A 16,585-nucleotide genomic window follows, 5' to 3' on the forward strand; every position below is an offset into this window, starting at 1 on the left:
CAACGTGAGCGACGAGCAGATCGTGGTGGGCTACGACGGCTCACCGGACGCGGCGGTGGCTCTTGAGTGGGCGCTGGGACAGGCCCACCGGGACGGCCGGCCGGTACGGCTGGCGTACGTCTTCGAATGGCTGACCGTGGCCGGTTGGATCGGGCCCGGCATGACCCCGGGGATGTGGCCGGACGAACAGGCCCGGCAGGAGGTCGAGGAACTGGTACGCAAGGCGGCCTCCGAGGCCGCCGCCGCGCACCCCGACCTGAACATCAGCGGTGAGGTGCTCGACGGGCCACCCGCCCTGGTGCTGGAGGAATGCTCCACCAGGGCCGGCCTGATCGTGCTGGGCAGCCGGGGGCACGGCGGCTTCGCCGGCCTGCTGGCCGGCTCCACCGCCGTCAGTGTCACCGCCCATGCCCACTGCCCGGTGGTGGTGCTCCGTCGGGAGACCGCCGGTGCCGGCCGGGAGGGACATGTGGCGGTAGGGGTGGACGGCTCGGAGCAGTCCCTGCTGGCCCTCGGGTTCGCCGTCGAACAGGCGGCCCTGCGCCAGGTGCCGCTGCATGTGGTGCGGGCCTGGCAGCCCGGACGGGAGCAGTGGCACCTGAGCGGCGAGGCCCGCGAGGCGGCGCTGGCCGCGCAGCGCACCGATCTGGACGAGCCCCTGGCCCGCTGGCAGGCGGCCTTCCCGAACGTCGAGGTGACCGTCGAGGCGGTGGCCGCCGCACCCGCCGGGCTGCTGATCGAGGCCAGCCGCAACGCGCAGCTCATGGTGGTCGGCAGCCGGGGCCGGGGTGGGCTACGCGGCATGTTGCTCGGCTCGGTCAGCCAGCAGCTCATCCAACACGCCCACTGCCCGGTCGCGGTGGTCCGGGAACGCTGAGGGTCCCTCCGCCTCCCCGCCGGTGCTCAGGCCGACGGGGAGGCGGTGGCGCGTAGGCCCCCGTGCAGGGCCCGCAGGGCGTTGAGGATCACCAGCACGTCGATGCCCTCCTGAAGGAAGGCACCGGCCACCGGGGGCAGGTAGCCGAGCGCCGCGACCGCCATCGCGCACACCGCCAGGCCCATGCCGACGGTGGCGCTCTGCACGGCGATCCGGCGGGCGTACCGGGCGATCTCCACCGCGTCGGCCAGGGGATCCAGCCGGTCGACCGTGAGCACGGCGTCGGCCACGTCCGCGGAGGCGGTGGCCCCGGTCGCCCCCATGGCCACCCCGACGTGCGCCTGCGCCAACGCCGGTGCGTCGTTGACCCCGTCGCCGACCATCACGGTCACCGCCCGTTCGGCCTCGGCCTGCACCCGGGCGACCTTCTCCTGGGGGGTGCAGTGGGCCACCACGTCGTCGACCCCCACCTCCTCGGCCACCCGCCGGGCGGCGTCCGGCCGGTCGCCGGTGACCATCACGATCCGGGTGAGGCCGGTCGCGCGCAGCCGGTCCACCACCCGGCGGGCGTCCGGGCGTACCGGGTCGGCCAGCAGGATCGCGCCGATCGGCCCGGTCTCGTCGGTGACCCAGACCACGGATTGGCCCGGTTCCGTAAGCCGGGTCCGGGCCCAGGGTGGCGGTTCCCCGGCCAGTTGCCCGACCCGGATGCGCCGCCCGTCCACCCGGCCGTGCACCCCCCTCCCCGCCTCCTCGGTCACCTCGGTCGGCATGGTCAGCCGCAGTCCCCCTTCGCGGGCCTGGTCCACCAGGGCCGCGGCCAGTACATGGGGGGACAACTGCTCCACCGAGGCGGCCAGTCGCAACACCTCGTCGGGGTCCCCGCCGGGGGCCACCAGGGTTTCGGCCACCCGGGGACGGCCGACCGTCAGGGTGCCGGTCTTGTCCACCAGCAGGGTCCGCGCCCGGCCCAGCAACTCCAGGGAACCGCCGTCGCGGACCAGCACACCCCGGCGGGCCACCCGCGACAGGCCGGAGACGATGGCGATCGGGGTGGCCAGCAGCAGCGGGCAGGGGGTCGCCACCACCAGCACGGCGACCGCGCGGACGACATCACCGGACACCACCCAGCCCAGACCGGCCAGCAGGAGGGTGAAGGGTACGAAGGCCGCGGCGTACCGGTCGGCCAGGCGTACGGTCGGTGCCTTGCGGGCGGTGGCCTCCTCGGCCAGCCGGACGATGCCGGCGTAGGTGCTGCGGGCGGCGCTCTCGGTGGCCCGCAGCCCGAACGCGGCGCCGGCGTTGACGACCCCACTGGCCACCGCCGCCCCTACCCCCTTCTCGACGAGCCGGGACTCCCCGGTGACGACGGACTCGTCGAGGGTCGCGGGTTCCTCCGTGACCCCGTCGACGGCGACCACGTCCCCGGGGCCGACCAGCAGCCGGTCCCCCACCGCCACCCGATCCACCGGCACCACCTCGACACCCCCCTCGGGGGTGCGCCGTCGGGCGGTGCGGGGGGCCCGTTCCAGCAGGGCCCGCAGGTCCCGGGTGGCCCGCCGTTGGGCGTACGCCTCCAGGGTCCGCCCGGTGGCCAGCATCACCGCGATCACCGCACCGGCCAGGTACTCCCCGACCCCCAGGGCACCGCCCAACGCCAGGACCGCGATCACGTCCACCCCGAACCGGCGCCGCCACAGGTCACGCAGTACGGACACGGCGGCGGGCAGCAGGGCGACCAGGGTGACTCCCGCCCACACCAGGTCGGCGGCCCCGGTACGCCCGGCCAACCGCAACCCCACCCCGACCAGCACCAGCGCGGTCAGTCCGGTCAGCGGTGCCCACAACCCCCACCGCAGGTTGTGCCGACCGGAGCGACCGGGTCCGGCCGGGTGCTCCGGCAGGCATTCCCCTGGACCGTGCTCCGGCTCGCTGGCCTGCGACTGCACTCCCACCAGCGGATCGTCCCAACCTGCGGCCCCCGATGTCGGCCACTTCCGCCCAGCGGGCCACCGAAGTCGGCTGCCGCCACCGCCGCTCTCCCCAGGTGGGCCGCCGAGGTCGGCCGTGGCCGGGCAGAATCGGGGCCGGAGGGCTCCTGCCGGTGGGCCGATCCGGCCGTGCGGACTACCGAGGTGTGGCCCAGGATGAACGAGACCCGCCCCACAGCCGTACCCGGGTGCGGCACGATGGGGGCATACGGAAAGGTCGTGACGATGAGCCAACAGACCCCGGCAACCCGCCCGTTGACCACCGCCCTGGTGGAGGCCGCCGCGATGGCCGGCCACGCGCCGTCGGTGCACAACACCCAGCCCTGGCGTTGGCGGGTACTGCCGGAGGCGTTGGAGCTGCGGGTGGTCCGCGAGCGCCAGCCGACCGCCACCGACCCCACCGGCCAGTTGGTCACCCTCAGCTGCGGTGCCGCGCTGCACCACGCGCGGCTGGCGTTGGCCGCCGAGGGCTGGACGGCCCAGGTGTACCGGCTGCCCGATCCGGAGGAGCCGGACCTGTTGGCCCGGCTGACCACGCCGCAGCCCTCCGGGGCCGACCCGGAGGCGATGCGCATGGTGCAGTGCATGCAGGTGCGGCACACCGACCGGCGGCCGGTCAGCGAGGAGCCGGTGAGCGAGCAGGCCCTGTCCGCGATCGCGTCGGCAGCCGCCGCCGAGGGGGTCCACCTGGAGATCCTCGACCGGGACCAGGTGCTGCAACTGGCCGCTGCGGCCTCGCACGCCGCCGCGGTCGAGTCGGAGGATTCCGCGCTGCGGGAGGAACTGGACTACTGGACCAGCCGGGCCGGTGGCAGCGGACTCCCGCCGGAGGTGCTGCTGGAACAGCCCGCCCAGACCACCGTGCCGGGTCGGGACTTCGGCCGCCCCGGCGCCCTGCCCGGCGGTCCGGGTCACGACCGGGCGGCCTCCTACGGGGTGCTGTACGGCGACGAGGACGACTCCCTCAGCTGGCTGCGCGCCGGGGAGGCGCTCTCCGCGGCCTGGCTGCACGCCACCCGGCTGGGGGTGTCCGTGGTGCCGTTGAGCGGGGTGGTGGAGGTCGGTGGCACCCGGCAGATCCTGCGGCAGGTGCTGGCCGGGTTCGGGCACCCGTACCTCGTACTGCGGCTGGGGGTGTCCGACCCGGAACACGCCGGCCCCCCGCACACCCCACGGCTGCCCCGGGAACAGGTGGTGGACACCTCGGCGCTGGAGGGATGATCAAAGCGGGCGTTCTGTCCCGGCGGTACTGCGGATAGCATGAGCCGGGTGACTCTAGGTGCCCCGAACCCCCGCCACGAGCCCCCCTCCCTGGGGCTAAGTCCGCTGTCCCGGGTCCACCTCGACGAGCTGCTCCAGGAGATGCTGGACCGGGTCGGCGAGGTCGTGACCAGCCGGGAGCGGCTGCGCGCCCTGCTGGACGCGGTGGTCGGCATCGGCACCGACCTGGATCTGCACAGCACCCTGCTACGGATCGCGCAGTCGGCCTGTGAACTGGCCGGCGCCCGGTACGGCGCCCTCGGTGTGATCGGTGCGGACCGGACCCTGCACGACTTCATCACCCACGGCATCTCCCCCGAACTGCACGCCAAGATCGGTGACCTACCGCACGGCCGGGGGGTGCTCGGCCTGCTGATCGACGATCCGAAGCCGCTGCGGATGCCGGACATCACCCAGCACCCCCACTCGTACGGCTTCCCGGCGCACCACCCGCCGATGCACACCTTCCTCGGTGTGCCGATCCGCATCCGGGACCAGGTCTTCGGCAACCTCTACCTGGCCGAGAAGCAGGGCGGCGCCCAGTTCACCGAGGACGACGAGGAGATCGTCGTGGCGCTGGCCGCGGCGGCCGGGGTGGCGATCGAGAACGCTCGGCTGTACGCCCTGGCCAACCGGCGGGAACGCTGGCTGTCCGCCACCGCCGAGATCACCTCCCTGCTGCTCGGTGAGGTACGCCGTACCGACGCCCTGACCCTGGTGGCCCGCCGGGCCCGGGAGGTCGCCGAGGCCGAGCTGGCCCTGGTGCTGCTCTACGACGACATGGCCGAGCACTTCACCGTGGAGGTCGTCGACGGTGCCGGTGACCAGGCCCGTGCGCTGGTCGGCACGGTGCTGCCGGCCGAGGACACCAGCTTCGCCGGCCCGGTCAGCGAGGGCCGGCACACCTCGGTGGAGGATCTGGCCCACGCCGCACCCTGGCCGGCGGTGCTGCACACCGGCCCGGCGGTGATCTCGCCGCTGGCCACCGCCGACACCCTGCACGGGGTCCTGGTGATCGCGCACAGCGTCGACCACGACGGGGCCACGGACGACGACGTGCTGCTGCTGGGCAGCTTCGCCGGGCAGGCCGCCCTGGCCATGGAACGGGCCCGGGGGCAGGAGGAACGGGAACAGTTGGTGGTCCTGGAGGACCGCGAACGCATCGCCCGGGACCTGCACGACGTGGTCATCCAGCGGTTGTTCGCCACCGGTCTGCAGTTGCAGAGCGCGGTGCCGTTGGCCGGCCGGCCGGAGCTGGCGAAGCGGATCAACGCGGCGGTCGACGACCTGGACGCCACAATCAAGGACATCCGGCGCACCATCTTCGAGCTGCGCAGCCCGGTGAGTGCGGCGTTGCGCACCGAGATCCGTGAGGCCGTCGAGGTGGCCGCCGAATCCCTGGGCTTCCGCCCTCGGCTGGAGCTGGTCGGGCCGATCGACAGCGCCGTGCCCGACCCGGTCCGTCCCGAGCTCACCGCCGTGCTGCGTGAGGCCCTCTCCAACGCCGTACGCCACGCGCAGGCCTCGGCCGTGTCGGTGACCGTGAGCGTGGACGCCACCCGGGTCAGTGTCAGCGTCGCCGACAACGGGGTCGGGTGCGACCCGGCCGCCGCCCGGGGTGGCCTGGTCAACCTGCGTGAACGCGCCGAACGCCACGGCGGGGCCTTCGAGGTACGCCCGGCCGAGCCCCAGGGCACCGAGCTGTACTGGTCGATCCCCCTGCGGGACTGACCAGCCCAGCTCACCCTCGGCGCCTGCCGGCACCCGACCCCGTGGCTGCGGCCGGGCAGGCGGGAACTGGCTCTGTGGCCGGGTTACTGGCTCTGTGGCCGGGTTACTGGCTCTTGCCGAGCAGGCGGGTGGCCAGCACGGCGGCCTGGGTGCGCCGCTCCAGTCCCAGCTTGGCCAGCACGCTGGAGACGTAGTTCTTGACCGTCTTCTCGGCCAGGAACATCTTGCCGGCGATCTCCCGGTTGGTCAGCCCTTCGGCCACGTACTCCAGGATCCGCCGCTCCTGCTCGGTGAGGGACTGCAATTCGCGGGGCTGCTCCACCCCGCTGCGGATGCGGTCCAGCACCCGGGTGGTGATCGCCGGGTCGAGCAGCGACTGACCGGCCGCCACCCGGCGTACCGCGTCGACCAGGTCGGTGCCACGGATCTGCTTGAGCACGTAGCCGGAGGCACCGGCCATGATCGCGGCGAACAGGGCCTCGTCGTCCTCGTACGAGGTCAGGATGAGGCCCTTGATCGAGGAGTCCACCGCCCGGATGTCCCGGCACACGTCGATGCCGTTGCCGTCGGGCAGCCGGGCGTCGAGGATCGCCACGTCCGGCCGCAGCGCGGGAATCCGGCGGGCCGCCTCCTGCGCGGAACCAGACTCACCGACCACCTCTATGTCGCCACTTGCTTGCAGCAGGTCGGCGAGGCCACGACGGACGACCTCATGGTCGTCGAGCAAGAACACCCGGATCATCCCCCGTTTCTACCCCGCCCACCCCACCCCCCGCACGGGCCAAAGGTCCCAACCCTCCCCCTCTCCCTCCCCCTCAGCCCCGTTGATCAAGAGGTTTGCGTCGCCGTACGCCCGGATCTAGACCAAAACCTCTTGATCAACCCGGGGCACCGGGGCTCCTGGGGGAGGCGGGGCAAGGGGTGGGCGGGGGTGGGCGGGGGTGGGCGGGGGTGGGCGGGGGTGGGCGGGGGTCCTGGGGGTTCGGGACGTGTGGCCCTGCTCTGGGGGGGTGGTGGGGGCGCACCGTGGAGGTACGGGTGAGTGTGAGGGGGTAGGACCATGGAAAACGGCTACACGGTCGAACAGTTGCGGACCGCGGCCATCGACGCGATCCGCGCGCCGTCCCTGCACAACGTACAGCCGTGGCGGTTCCGGCTGCGTGACGGTGCCATCGAGGTCCTGATCGACCCGGCCCGCCGGCTGCCCGCCACCGACCCCAGCGGCTGGGGTGCCCGCCTCGCCGCCGGAGCGGCCCTGTTCAACCTGCGGCTGGCCCTGGCGGTGGCCGGTACCCCGGCGACTGTGCGGCTGCGACCGTACCCCTCGGAGCCGGACGTGGTGGCCCGACTGGTGCCGGATGTGCCCCGCCGACCCACCCCCGCCGAGCAGAACCTGCACGCCGCCATCCCCCGCCGGTTCAGCAACCGGGCCCCGTTCTGGCCCGACCCCGTACCCGCCGACGCCCGTTGGCGACTCGCCGACGCGGCCCGTACCGAGCACTGCTGGCTGGAGTTGCTGATCGGGGTCAGTGCGGTCAACGCCTTCGCCGAGATCGCGCACAGCGCCAACCGGGTCCTCGAACGCGACCCGGCCTACCGGGCGGAACGACATGCCTGGATTCGCCGCGAGTACGCCCCCGACGGGGTACCGGTCACCGCCGGCGGCCCGCTGGCCGAGCCGCAGGACCTGCTGCCGGCCCGGGACTTCGGCGACCGGCACCGACCGCCCGGCCGCGACTTCGAACCCGAGCCCCTGGTCGCGGTGCTCGGCTCCCCCGGCAACACCGCGGTCGACCAGGTCATCGCCGGTCAGGCGATGCAGCGGGTACTGCTCACCGCCACCGACTCCGGCCTGTCGGTGTCCATGCTGTCCCAGCCGGTCGAGGTGCCCTCGGCCCGCGAGCAGCTGCGGGTGTCGCTGGGACGCTTCGGCGCCCCCCAGATGGTGATGCGGGTCGGGTACGGCCAGCCCGGCTGGCCCACCCCTCGTCGGGAGGTCGACGAGGTACTGGACCTGCCGGTACACCACCACGCCTAGCCGGGCCTGTCCGCCGCCAGGGTGGCGAGCAGTGCGGCTTCTCGGTGCGGGTCGAGACCGACCGGCGCCCGGGCCGGCCGACCGGCCCGGGACGGCACCTGCCCGACCCGGCGCAGCCACGACCAGGTGTCGGCCACCGTCTCGGCCAGGGGTCGGCAGCGCAGCCCGTCGGCGTACGCGCGGGTGACGTCCTTCTGCTGGAGCCACCGCCACTCGTGGTCAGGTGGAATCCAGATCGGCAGGTCGTTCCAGGGCACCACCCCGGCGGCGAGGATCCGCTCCGGGTCGACCCAACGCAGCCGGGCGTCCGCGCCGGTGGCGTCGAGGCAGGCGGCGAGCAGTTCGCCGAAGGTGGCCGACCCGGACCGGCCGACCACGTTGACGGCGCCACCACGCCGTGCCGTCCCGGAGTCCAGCAGGTAGGCCGCCAGGTCCCGGACGTCGATGTACTGCACCGGCAGGTCGGCGGGACCGGGTGCCAGCACCTCGTCGCCGCGGGCGATGCGGCTCAGCCACCACGGCAGCCGACCGATGTCCTCGCCGGGGCCCAGGATCAGCCCGGCCCGGGCCAGCAACACCCGGTCACCCAACACCTCTCGCAGGGCCCGCTCGGCACCGGCCTTCAGCTGCGGGTAGTCACCTTCGGTGGCCTCCGGGTCGGCCTCGACGACCGGATCCCGCTCGGTAACCCCGACCGGCACCGGCGGGGCGTAGACGGAGCCACTGGAGACGTAGACGTAGTGGCCGATCCGACCGGCCAGCAGCCGCGCCACCTGCCCCGCGGCCCTCGGCGCACCATCCCAGGTGTCGACGACCACGTCCCACTCGCCGTCGGCGAGCGCGTGCAGGCCGTCGGGGGTCAGGCGGTCACCCACGAGACGTCGTACGCCGACCGGAGGAGCCCCGTGCCGCCCCCGGTTGAACACGGTTACCGACCAGCCACGATCGAGGGCCTCGGAGACCGTCGCCCCACCCACGAATCCCGTTCCACCCAGCATCAGCAGTCGCATACGCCGCACCCTGCCCCTGGTCGAGGAGCCACGGGAGCCCGGTTCACCGTCAGCAGATCTGCCGACAGCAGAACGAAGGTGCCCGCGCCGGCCGGACGCAGTTGTCCGGTCGACGCGGGCCAGGTTCGGCGGTGCCGCGGGCACGGCGGGCGACCACCTGGTCACTTCGTTCGCAGAACGGGTGACCAGTTCCATCGTGGGCGGTGGCCGATACTTCGGTCAACAGCTTCCGGAAAATTATCGGTAAACTGCTATGCCACCGGGGCGGCACTGTCCCGGATGACGAGTTCGGTGGCCAACTCCACCCGAGGGCTCTCCACCCTCTCCCCCTTGGCCAACCGCAGCACCGTACGCGCGGCCAGCATCCCCATCTCGCTCAACGGCTGACGCACCGTGGTCAACGGAGGCGAGCACCACCGCACCTCCGGCAGGTCGTCGAAGCCGACCACACTGACATCGTCCGGAATCCGCAGCCCTCGCTGTCGTACGGCCTCGTAGACCCCCAGGGCCATCTGGTCACTGGAGGCGAAGATCGCCGTCGGCGGCTCCGCCGACCCCAGCAGTCGCCCGCCGCCGACGAACCCGGCCTCGTGGTAGAAGTCGCCCGGACAGACGAGGGTCTCGTCGAAGGTGAGTCCGGCGGCTTCCAGGGCGGCCCGGTAGCCGTCCATCCGGGCCCGACTGCACATCAACTGCGGCGGCCCGGCGATGAACCCGATCCGCCGATGCCCCAGACCGATCAGGTACTCCGTGGCCCGCAGGCCACCGGCCCAGTTGGCGGCCCCGATGGTCGGCGCCTCCTGGGCCGGCAGTCCGTCCGCGTCGACGATCACCACAGGTACGCCCAGCCGGCGCAACTCGGCCTGCAGCGGGGCTTCGACCATGGAGGTCACGAAGATGACGCCCTCGGTGCCGCGCCGCCGCATGCCGTCGAGCCACTGTTCGGCGGAGGTGTTCTGGCGGTGGATGGCGGAGACCACCGTGCCCACCCCGGCAGCGTGGGCCACATCCTCCACCCCACGAATGATCTCCACCGCCCACGGACTGTCCAGATCGTTGAACACCAGATCCACCAGACCCGAACTGGCCCGCATACTCGGCGGCCGACGCCGATACCCATGCCGCGACAGCAACTCCTCCACCCGCTGACGCGTCTGCGGAGCCACATCCGAACGACCATTGATCACCCGCGACACCGTCGGCACCGACACCCCGGCCAGGTCGGCGATGACGGAGATGGTCACCTTTCGGGTCTCTCTGGCGGCCACAGCACTCCCAACCGGTACGGCGACAGCCCGCGCGGCGACGAGGAGCGGCCGGGACGGGCGGCCGGCTGCCCCCCTTACCCTAGTGCTGAGAAATTCCAGCCGCCTACCGGTAATTGGTGCAATTCACATTCGCCCAGCGGCCATCGCCCGGCGGCTGTCGGGGCCGGGCGGGAGCTTCTCGGATCAGCCCTTCGGAGCTGCCGCGCTGTCCCGGACGACGAGCTCGGTGGCCAACTCCACCCGAGGGCTCTCCACCTTCTCCCCCTTGGCCAACCGCAGCACCGTACGGGCGGCCAGCATCCCCATCTGCGCCAGCGGCTGACGCACCGTGGTCAGCGGTGGTGAGCACCACCGCACCTCCGGCAGGTCGTCGAAGCCGACCACACTGACGTCGCCGGGCATCCGCAGCCCCCGCTGTCGTACGGCCTCGTAGACCCCCAGGGCCATCTGGTCACTGGAGGCGAAGATCGCCGTCGGCGGATCCGCCAGGGCCAGCAACCGCGCCCCGCCGGCGAACCCGGCCTCGTGATAGAAGTTGCCGGGCTGGATCAGCCGGTCGTCGATGGGCAGCCCGGCGGCCTCCAGGGCGGCCCGGTAGCCGTCCATCCGGGCCCGACTGCACATCAACTGCGGCAGTCCGGCGATGAACCCGATCCGCCGGTGCCCCAGACCGATCAGATACTCCGTGGCACGCAGACTGCCCGCCCAGTTCGTGGCACCGATGGTCGGTGCGTCCTGGGAGGGAACACCGGCCGGGTCGACGATCACCACGGGAATGTTGAGCCGGCGCAACTCGGCCTGCTGCGGTGGCTCAAGGGTGGAGGTCACGAAGATGACCCCCTCGGTGGAGCGGGTCCGGATGTTGTCCAGCCACTGCTTCGCCGAGGAGGTACGGCGGTGGATGGCGGAGACCACCGTGCCCACCCCGGCAGCGTGGGCCACATCCTCCACCCCACGAATGATCTCCACCGCCCACGGACTGTCCAGATCGTTGAACACCAGATCCACCAGACCCGAACTGGCCCGCATACTCGGCGGCCGACGCCGATACCCATGCCGCGACAGCAACTCCTCCACCCGCTGACGCGTCTGCGGAGCCACATCCGAACGACCATTGATCACCCGCGACACCGTCGGCACCGACACCCCGGCCAGGCGGGCGATCGCCGCGATGGTCACCGTGCGGTTGTCGTTGCCAGCCACGCGTACCCTCCCTCTGCTCGAACCTTCCTCGCCGCTGCCGACCCGACCGCCAGCGGACATCACTACTGCTTCTGCGCCACCCTGGTGATGTCCTTGACGATCTGGTCGGGCCGCTTCGAGCCGACGATCAGATCGGCGACACTCTTGTTGATCTGCTCGCCGACCGCCGGGGGAAAGGCCTGGTCGAGATAGAGCTGGAACCCGCTGGCGACAGCCAGATGCGCCGCCACCACCTGGTTGTTCGCGTCCTTGATCCGGCCGACGGCGGCCAGGTTGGTGGGCAGCACGGCACCGGTCTCCGCCGCCCAACGCTGGTTCTCCGGCCGCAGCAACGACCGCAGGAAGTCCACTGTGGCGGGCGGTGCGTTGCGACCGACCGCGAACCCGTTGCCGCCGCCGAAGGCGTCCGTGGCCTCGCCCTTGCCACCCTCCACCATCGGGAAGGTGAAGAAGCCGAGTTGCCCGCCGATGCCCAGCTTGCTGGTGGACGAGGAGGCCTGGATGGAGGGGGCCCACTGGCCCATCAACTCCATGGCGGCCTCACCGTTGCCCATCGCCGCGGCCTGGCCTTCGGAGGAGCCGTACTCGGCGCGCCGCCAACCGGGCTGGAAGGGCTCCAGGTCGGCCAGTTGGCGGACGTGTTCGCCGGCGGCCACGAAGTCCGGGGTGTTGAAGTCGCCGTCCTCGGCCGCCCGCCGCAACGCGCCCAGGCCACCGATCCGCATCGCCAGGTACGCCCAGTAGTAGTGCCCGGGCCACTTGTCCTTACCGGCCAGGGCGATGGGCACGATGCCGGCGGACTTGAGCTTCTTGATCGTGGTCAGCAGTTGGGACCAGGTGTTCGGCGGCGAGGTGATGCCGGCCTCGGCGAAGAGGTCACGGTTGTACCAGAAGCCGATCATGCCGATGTCGAACGGGATGCCGTAGATCCGACCGTTGATGGTGTACGGCTGGAGCGCGGCCGGCAACAGCTGGCCGATCCACGGCGAAACCTCCGAGGTGATGTCCTTGACCAGCCCCGCCTCGGCCTGTTCGCGCAGCAGCCCGCCGCCCCAGGACTGGAACAGATCCGGTGGCGAGCCGGCCTTGGTGACCTTGGCCAACTCGGCCTTGAACACCTCGTTCTCCTGAGGGTTCACCTCGATGGTGATGTTCTGGTGGCGGGTCTCGTACAGCCGCGCCATCTCGGCCCACACCGGCAGCATGGGATCGGTGTTCTGGATGTGCCACCAGTTGATCCGCTGTGGACCGGTTGTGCCGTTGGGTTCGTCGTCCGCACAGCCGCCCAGCAGAACCGCACCGGCACCGGCACCGACCAGACCGAGCAGCGACCTGCGGGAGACGTGCAGTGTCATGCCTTATCCCTTCAACCCTGGGACGTGCGCGCGCACCACCACACACGGCGAGAGGCCCAGTCGGCACGCCGAAAAGTTTCAGCTCAATGCCGGTATTTTCGAGGTGATGGCCGGCACGTTACGACGCGTTGACACACGCGGTCAAGAGGGGTGTCGCAAGCAGACTCAAGCCGCTAGCGTGTGGGAAATCCAGGCGTGTCCCACGGCGAAGTTCCGGAAGTGCTCCGGGATCGGAGCCTGAAGGAGTCGAACATGTCGACCGAGAGCGCAGACGCGACGGCCACCCGGTCGCTCCGCAGAGCCGTATCCCCCGGCGTCCATTCGGACCCGCCCGTTCCACCCCTGGGCGACATCCTCCCATCGGCCCTGGTTGTCCAGGATGGCCTGTCGTCCCAGAACTGGCACTATCTGTATCTCACCCGGGCCGGGGACGGGCGACAGGTGCAGGACCTCGGCGGAGACAGCGCCGACTTCGACCACGCCACCTACCGCCAAAAGGTCTGAGCGCATGTCACCTCGCACCTCTCCCTCGCTGACCGTCCCCCACTCCAGGTCCGCGCCGGGCGTCGCGGCATGTCCCGAAGTGACGATCGGTACCGACCGGGTCCTCTGCCTCACCTTCGACGACGGCCCCCATCCGGTGCACACCCCCCGCCTGCTCGAGGTGCTCGCCGGCCACGACGTGCCGGCGGTCTTCTTCCTCCAGGGCGATCAGGCCGCGAAGTACCCCGAACTGGTCCGCCGGATCATCGCCGCCGGACATGCGCTGGGCAACCACAGCATGCACCACGACGACATGAGCGACTGGACTCTCGGTCGGATCGCCTCGGACCTGCTGGAGACCAACGCGGTCATCCGTCGGGCCGTACCGCAGGCCCCACTGCCCTACTTCCGGGCCCCGTACGGCGCCTGGGGGCAGACCCCGACGGTGGCGACCGCCCTGGGGATGCGGCCGATGGGCTGGCAGTTGGCCGTCACCGACTGGGTGCCACCCGGCACCGACGAACTGGCCCGCCGCCTCACCGAGGGTGTCACCCCGGGCGCGGTGGTGCTGCTGCACGACGGCGGCGGCGATCGCAGCCAGACCGTGGACGCCGTCGACGCCGTCATCCCACCCCTGCGGGCCGACGGCTGGCAGTTCGCCCTACCTCCGCTGTCGGTGGTCTCCGCCGACGGGTGATCCACGAACTGCGCAGTCCGGACTCAGCGGCCAGCGGAACGCGGGTTCATCGGGGGCGATCTGGGGTCCACAGGTGGGGTCGGACCGAGGGCTTGCTGGTGGGCGATACTGGGTTTGAACCAGTGACCTCTTCCGTGTCAAGGAAGCGCGCTCCCACTGCGCCAATCGCCCGTGGAGACCGCCACACCCCAACGGGTGGGCGAATCGCGAGCGGACGACGGGATTCGAACCCGCGACCCTCACCTTGGCAAGGTGATGCGCTACCAGCTGCGCTACGTCCGCCTGCCCCGGCACCGCCGGGGACGGGCCAACTGTACCCGACGACAAGATCGCTCGGGCGGCCACCCCACACCGCCGGTGATTGCATCGGTGGCCGTCGGGGTACAGACCTCCTCGACAGCGCACCGCATCCCCAGGAAAAGGAGGCTGTCATGGGTATCGGCACCAGTATTTTTCTGCTCGCGGTGGGTGCCATCCTCACCTTCGCACTCAACGCCAGCATCGGCGGTCTCGACCTGGACATCGTCGGCTGGATCCTGATGGCCGCCGGGGTGGTCGGCCTGATCATGACCACGCTCGTCTGGGGGCGCCGTCGTGAGGTGGTGGCCACGACGGAGGAGCCGGTGGAGTACCGCCGGGTCGAGGAGCGTCGGGACGTCGCGCCGCCGCTGTGACCGGCGTCCGAGGGAGCTGATCGGTCGTCGGGCGGTGGCGGCCACCGAAGTCGGTGGCCGCCACCGTCGTGTCCGGGCGCGGACCGCAGCGCCGCCGGTCAGCGTTGCGCCAACTCGGTGCTGACCGGGGCGTCCCAGTCGATGCGGTAACGCTGTTCGGCGCCGAGGGACCGTTCCGGGTTGAGGAAGGTACGCAGCGCCAGCGGCATCATGATCCGCATCATCCGCTTCGCGACCGGTCCGGCCGTCTTGGTGGAGGTGGTCTGCCGACCGCGGCGGACGACCTTCTCCACTCGCGGGCGACGCAACCGTTCGTAGGCGGTCAACGCCGCCGGCAGGTCGGGGTGGTCGCGCAGGCAGCGCGCCAACTGCACGGCGCTCTCCACGGCCAGTGAGGCGCCCTGGCCGGAACTGGGTGACGGGGCGTGCACCGCGTCGCCGACCAGGACCATCCGGTCGCGGTACCAGTGCGGCACCGACGGCATGGTCTCGATCGACCCGATCGCCACCACGTCGGCGGGCTCGGTGTGCGCGAGCACCTGGTGGGCCGGCACGTCGTCGGCGTACACCTCGCGCAGCCGGTGCAGCCACTGGTCCGGCGGGGTCTGGTTGGCCTCGGCCCAGGTGGTCGGTCGCGGGTCGGGCACGTTGGCGAACCAGGCCGTCCGGCGGTCCGGCTCGACCCAGTAGCCGAAGAAGCCCCGGGATCCGAAGACCAGGTACATCGCCCCCGGGTCCGCGTCGGGGACCGCGTATCGGGCGGCACCGCCGAGGTTGAGCAGCGGCAGCACCTGCGGGTCGGGGGCGGCCGGATCGATCAGGGTACGCACCCGGGAGCGGATGCCGTCGGCACCGATCAGCAGGTCGGCGGTGGCGGTCGAGCCGTCGCCGAACCGGGCCAGCACCCCGCCCGCGGTCGACTCGGCGTCGACGAGGCGCTTGCCGTACACGATGGGCACGCCCTGCGCCTCGGCCCGCTCGCGCAAGGCCCGCGCCAGGTCGTCGCGCCACAGACCGACGGTGACCGGCTCCACCGCGACGTGCGGAAGGGTGCCGATCAACCCGCCGCGGCCGTCGGTGATCACCGTCCGGCGCATCGGCAGGCCGACCTCACGGACGGCTTGTTCGGCGTCGACGGTGCGCAGCGCGGCGAGCCCGTTGGGGGCCAGGGTCAGGGTGACGCCGAGGCCGTCGGCGGCCGACGGGTGGCCCTCGTACACCGTCGCCTCGATCCCGGCGCGGCGCAGGGCCATCGCGGTCACCGGCCCGGCGATGCCGCCGCCGACGACCAGGGCGGTACGGACAGCTGTCATGTGCGATCCCCCATGGTCTCCTGCCAGGACTTGGCGTAGTCCGGCTGCTTGAGCGACTCGATGAGGTCGGCGACGAACCGCCGCTCCGCCTCCAGCAGGGCGATGCTGTACTCCTCCTCGACCAGGTAGATCCAGGCGAGACCGTCGGCGCGGGCCTCGGCCACGGTGGTCCGGGTCTCCTCGATCTGTCCGGCCAGCGCAGCCGTTCGGCGGCGCAGCACCTCGACGGCCTCGTCGGGTGGCAACAGGCTCAACAGGGACAGCGCGACGGCGAAGTGCGGGTACTCCTGGCGTGGCTGGGCGAGCAGCGTACGCAGCCAGTCGTGCACCTCGTGCCGGCCCTCGTCGGTGATCGCGTACACGGTCCGCTCGGGTCGGGCGCTGTCTCGGACGGTTTCCTGTGGTGCGACGAAGCCCGCCCGGGTGAGCTGCTCCATCACCATGTACAGCGAGCTGCGGGTGTAGCGGATCTGCCGGTCCTGGCCGGACTGCTTGAGCCGCCGCCCCAACTCGTACGGATGCATCGGCTCCCAGAGCAGCCAGGCGAGCACGGCCAGGGCCAGCGGGTTGGGAACCTTGCGTCGGCGCTCCACGCCACCTCCTTAGTCAGAACTGACTATGCAGGACTGACTAAACGAACGTCAATGACAAGCGGAGGAAGGAGATGGAGGTGGCGGCTGCGCGC

General features: G+C 71.7%; 15 protein-coding genes and 2 tRNA genes. 7 read left to right on the top strand and 10 right to left on the bottom strand.

The genetic code is table 11. The annotated features are described in order from the left end of the window. Positions 1–4 precede the first annotated feature (4 nt). Entirely contained in the window at positions 5–877 is an 873-nt protein-coding gene (locus tag ACLQ2T_RS12495) for a universal stress protein (RefSeq protein ID WP_425766168.1), read from the top strand. Positions 878–903: 26 nt separating this feature from the next. On the opposite strand, the gene ACLQ2T_RS12500 is transcribed toward ACLQ2T_RS12495, so the two are convergent. Further along, a complete protein-coding gene (locus ACLQ2T_RS12500; RefSeq protein ID WP_425766169.1) occupies positions 904–2,832 on the bottom strand; it encodes a heavy metal translocating P-type ATPase in 1,929 nt (642 codons plus the stop codon). Positions 2,833–3,093: 261 nt separating this feature from the next. On the opposite strand from ACLQ2T_RS12500, the gene ACLQ2T_RS12505 reads away from it, so the two are divergent. Both ACLQ2T_RS12505 and ACLQ2T_RS12510 read left to right on the top strand, forming a co-directional pair. Next, the gene (locus ACLQ2T_RS12505) at positions 3,094–4,089 is read left to right on the top strand and encodes an Acg family FMN-binding oxidoreductase (protein WP_425766170.1); all 996 of its coding nucleotides are present in this window, start codon (positions 3,094–3,096) and stop codon (positions 4,087–4,089) included. Positions 4,090–4,128: 39 nt separating this feature from the next. Continuing rightward, entirely contained in the window at positions 4,129–5,859 is a 1,731-nt protein-coding gene (locus ACLQ2T_RS12510; protein ID WP_425766171.1) for a GAF domain-containing protein, read from the top strand. A 103-nt stretch (positions 5,860–5,962) separates the two neighbouring features. Here the strand turns inward: ACLQ2T_RS12510 and ACLQ2T_RS12515 are convergent, their stop codons facing one another. Continuing rightward, complete coding sequence (locus tag ACLQ2T_RS12515; RefSeq protein WP_425766173.1) at positions 5,963–6,601, bottom strand: response regulator; 639 nt, start codon at positions 6,599–6,601, stop codon at positions 5,963–5,965. 318 nt (positions 6,602–6,919) lie between these two features. Here ACLQ2T_RS12515 and ACLQ2T_RS12520 point away from each other — a divergent pair, with 318 nt between their 5' ends. Continuing rightward, positions 6,920–7,897: an Acg family FMN-binding oxidoreductase gene (locus ACLQ2T_RS12520; RefSeq protein ID WP_425766175.1), complete on the top strand. Its 978-nt coding sequence runs from the start codon at positions 6,920–6,922 to the stop codon at positions 7,895–7,897. Here the strand turns inward: ACLQ2T_RS12520 and ACLQ2T_RS12525 are convergent. The 4 genes from ACLQ2T_RS12525 to ACLQ2T_RS12540 all read right to left on the bottom strand — a co-directional run bounded on the left by ACLQ2T_RS12525 (position 7,894) and on the right by ACLQ2T_RS12540 (position 12,733). Next, positions 7,894–8,907, bottom strand: a complete 1,014-nt coding sequence (locus ACLQ2T_RS12525; RefSeq protein WP_425766177.1) for an NAD-dependent epimerase/dehydratase family protein — start codon at positions 8,905–8,907, stop codon at positions 7,894–7,896. The two genes, ACLQ2T_RS12520 and ACLQ2T_RS12525, sit on opposite strands and share 4 nt — an antisense overlap. Before the next feature lie 251 nt (positions 8,908–9,158). Next, on the bottom strand, positions 9,159–10,175 hold the full coding sequence (locus ACLQ2T_RS12530) for a LacI family DNA-binding transcriptional regulator (RefSeq protein WP_425766178.1): 1,017 nt from the start codon (positions 10,173–10,175) through the stop codon (positions 9,159–9,161). Between the two features lie 183 nt (positions 10,176–10,358). Then, the gene (locus ACLQ2T_RS12535) at positions 10,359–11,378 is read right to left on the bottom strand and encodes a LacI family DNA-binding transcriptional regulator (protein ID WP_425766179.1); all 1,020 of its coding nucleotides are present in this window, start codon (positions 11,376–11,378) and stop codon (positions 10,359–10,361) included. 62 nt (positions 11,379–11,440) lie between these two features. Further along, on the bottom strand, positions 11,441–12,733 hold the full coding sequence (locus ACLQ2T_RS12540) for an extracellular solute-binding protein (protein WP_425766181.1): 1,293 nt from the start codon (positions 12,731–12,733) through the stop codon (positions 11,441–11,443). Between the two features lie 252 nt (positions 12,734–12,985). On the opposite strand from ACLQ2T_RS12540, the gene ACLQ2T_RS12545 reads away from it, so the two are divergent. Both ACLQ2T_RS12545 and ACLQ2T_RS12550 read left to right on the top strand, forming a co-directional pair. After that, positions 12,986–13,237, top strand: a complete 252-nt coding sequence (locus ACLQ2T_RS12545; RefSeq protein WP_425766183.1) for a hypothetical protein — start codon at positions 12,986–12,988, stop codon at positions 13,235–13,237. A gap of 79 nt (positions 13,238–13,316) precedes the next feature. Next, positions 13,317–13,913, top strand: a complete 597-nt coding sequence (locus tag ACLQ2T_RS12550; RefSeq protein ID WP_425766184.1) for a polysaccharide deacetylase family protein — start codon at positions 13,317–13,319, stop codon at positions 13,911–13,913. A gap of 96 nt (positions 13,914–14,009) precedes the next feature. Here ACLQ2T_RS12550 and ACLQ2T_RS12555 read toward each other — a convergent pair. Together ACLQ2T_RS12555 and ACLQ2T_RS12560 are read right to left on the bottom strand one after the other, a co-directional pair. Beyond that, positions 14,010–14,084: transfer RNA gene (locus ACLQ2T_RS12555), tRNA-Val, on the bottom strand. Between the two features lie 38 nt (positions 14,085–14,122). Then, positions 14,123–14,195 (bottom strand) — tRNA-Gly (locus tag ACLQ2T_RS12560). A 149-nt stretch (positions 14,196–14,344) separates the two neighbouring features. On the opposite strand from ACLQ2T_RS12560, the gene ACLQ2T_RS12565 reads away from it, so the two are divergent. Next, a complete protein-coding gene (locus ACLQ2T_RS12565; protein WP_425766186.1) occupies positions 14,345–14,587 on the top strand; it encodes a DUF6458 family protein in 243 nt (80 codons plus the stop codon). Positions 14,588–14,685: 98 nt separating this feature from the next. On the opposite strand, the gene ACLQ2T_RS12570 is transcribed toward ACLQ2T_RS12565, so the two are convergent. Beyond that, a complete protein-coding gene (locus ACLQ2T_RS12570; RefSeq protein ID WP_425766187.1) occupies positions 14,686–15,900 on the bottom strand; it encodes an FAD-dependent monooxygenase in 1,215 nt (404 codons plus the stop codon). Beyond that, positions 15,897–16,493, bottom strand: a complete 597-nt coding sequence (locus tag ACLQ2T_RS12575) for a PadR family transcriptional regulator (protein WP_425766188.1) — start codon at positions 16,491–16,493, stop codon at positions 15,897–15,899. Before ACLQ2T_RS12575 ends, ACLQ2T_RS12570 begins: the two co-directional genes overlap by 4 nt. Between the last annotated feature and the right edge of the window lie 92 nt (positions 16,494–16,585).

This window comes from Micromonospora sp. DT229, from assembly GCF_049844505.1.
GTDB lineage: Bacteria > Actinomycetota > Actinomycetes > Mycobacteriales > Micromonosporaceae > Micromonospora.

Coding starts and splice junctions, on each gene's coding strand:
- ACLQ2T_RS12505 (WP_425766170.1), top strand. CDS start 3,094: ATGAGCCAACAGACCCCGGCAACCCGCCCGTTGACCACCGCCCTGGTG.
- ACLQ2T_RS12510 (WP_425766171.1), top strand. CDS start 4,129: ATGAGCCGGGTGACTCTAGGTGCCCCGAACCCCCGCCACGAGCCCCCC.
- ACLQ2T_RS12515 (WP_425766173.1), bottom strand. CDS start 6,601: ATGATCCGGGTGTTCTTGCTCGACGACCATGAGGTCGTCCGTCGTGGC.
- ACLQ2T_RS12520 (WP_425766175.1), top strand. CDS start 6,920: ATGGAAAACGGCTACACGGTCGAACAGTTGCGGACCGCGGCCATCGAC.
- ACLQ2T_RS12525 (WP_425766177.1), bottom strand. CDS start 8,907: ATGCGACTGCTGATGCTGGGTGGAACGGGATTCGTGGGTGGGGCGACG.
- ACLQ2T_RS12540 (WP_425766181.1), bottom strand. CDS start 12,733: ATGACACTGCACGTCTCCCGCAGGTCGCTGCTCGGTCTGGTCGGTGCC.
- ACLQ2T_RS12545 (WP_425766183.1), top strand. CDS start 12,986: ATGTCGACCGAGAGCGCAGACGCGACGGCCACCCGGTCGCTCCGCAGA.
- ACLQ2T_RS12565 (WP_425766186.1), top strand. CDS start 14,345: ATGGGTATCGGCACCAGTATTTTTCTGCTCGCGGTGGGTGCCATCCTC.
- ACLQ2T_RS12570 (WP_425766187.1), bottom strand. CDS start 15,900: ATGACAGCTGTCCGTACCGCCCTGGTCGTCGGCGGCGGCATCGCCGGG.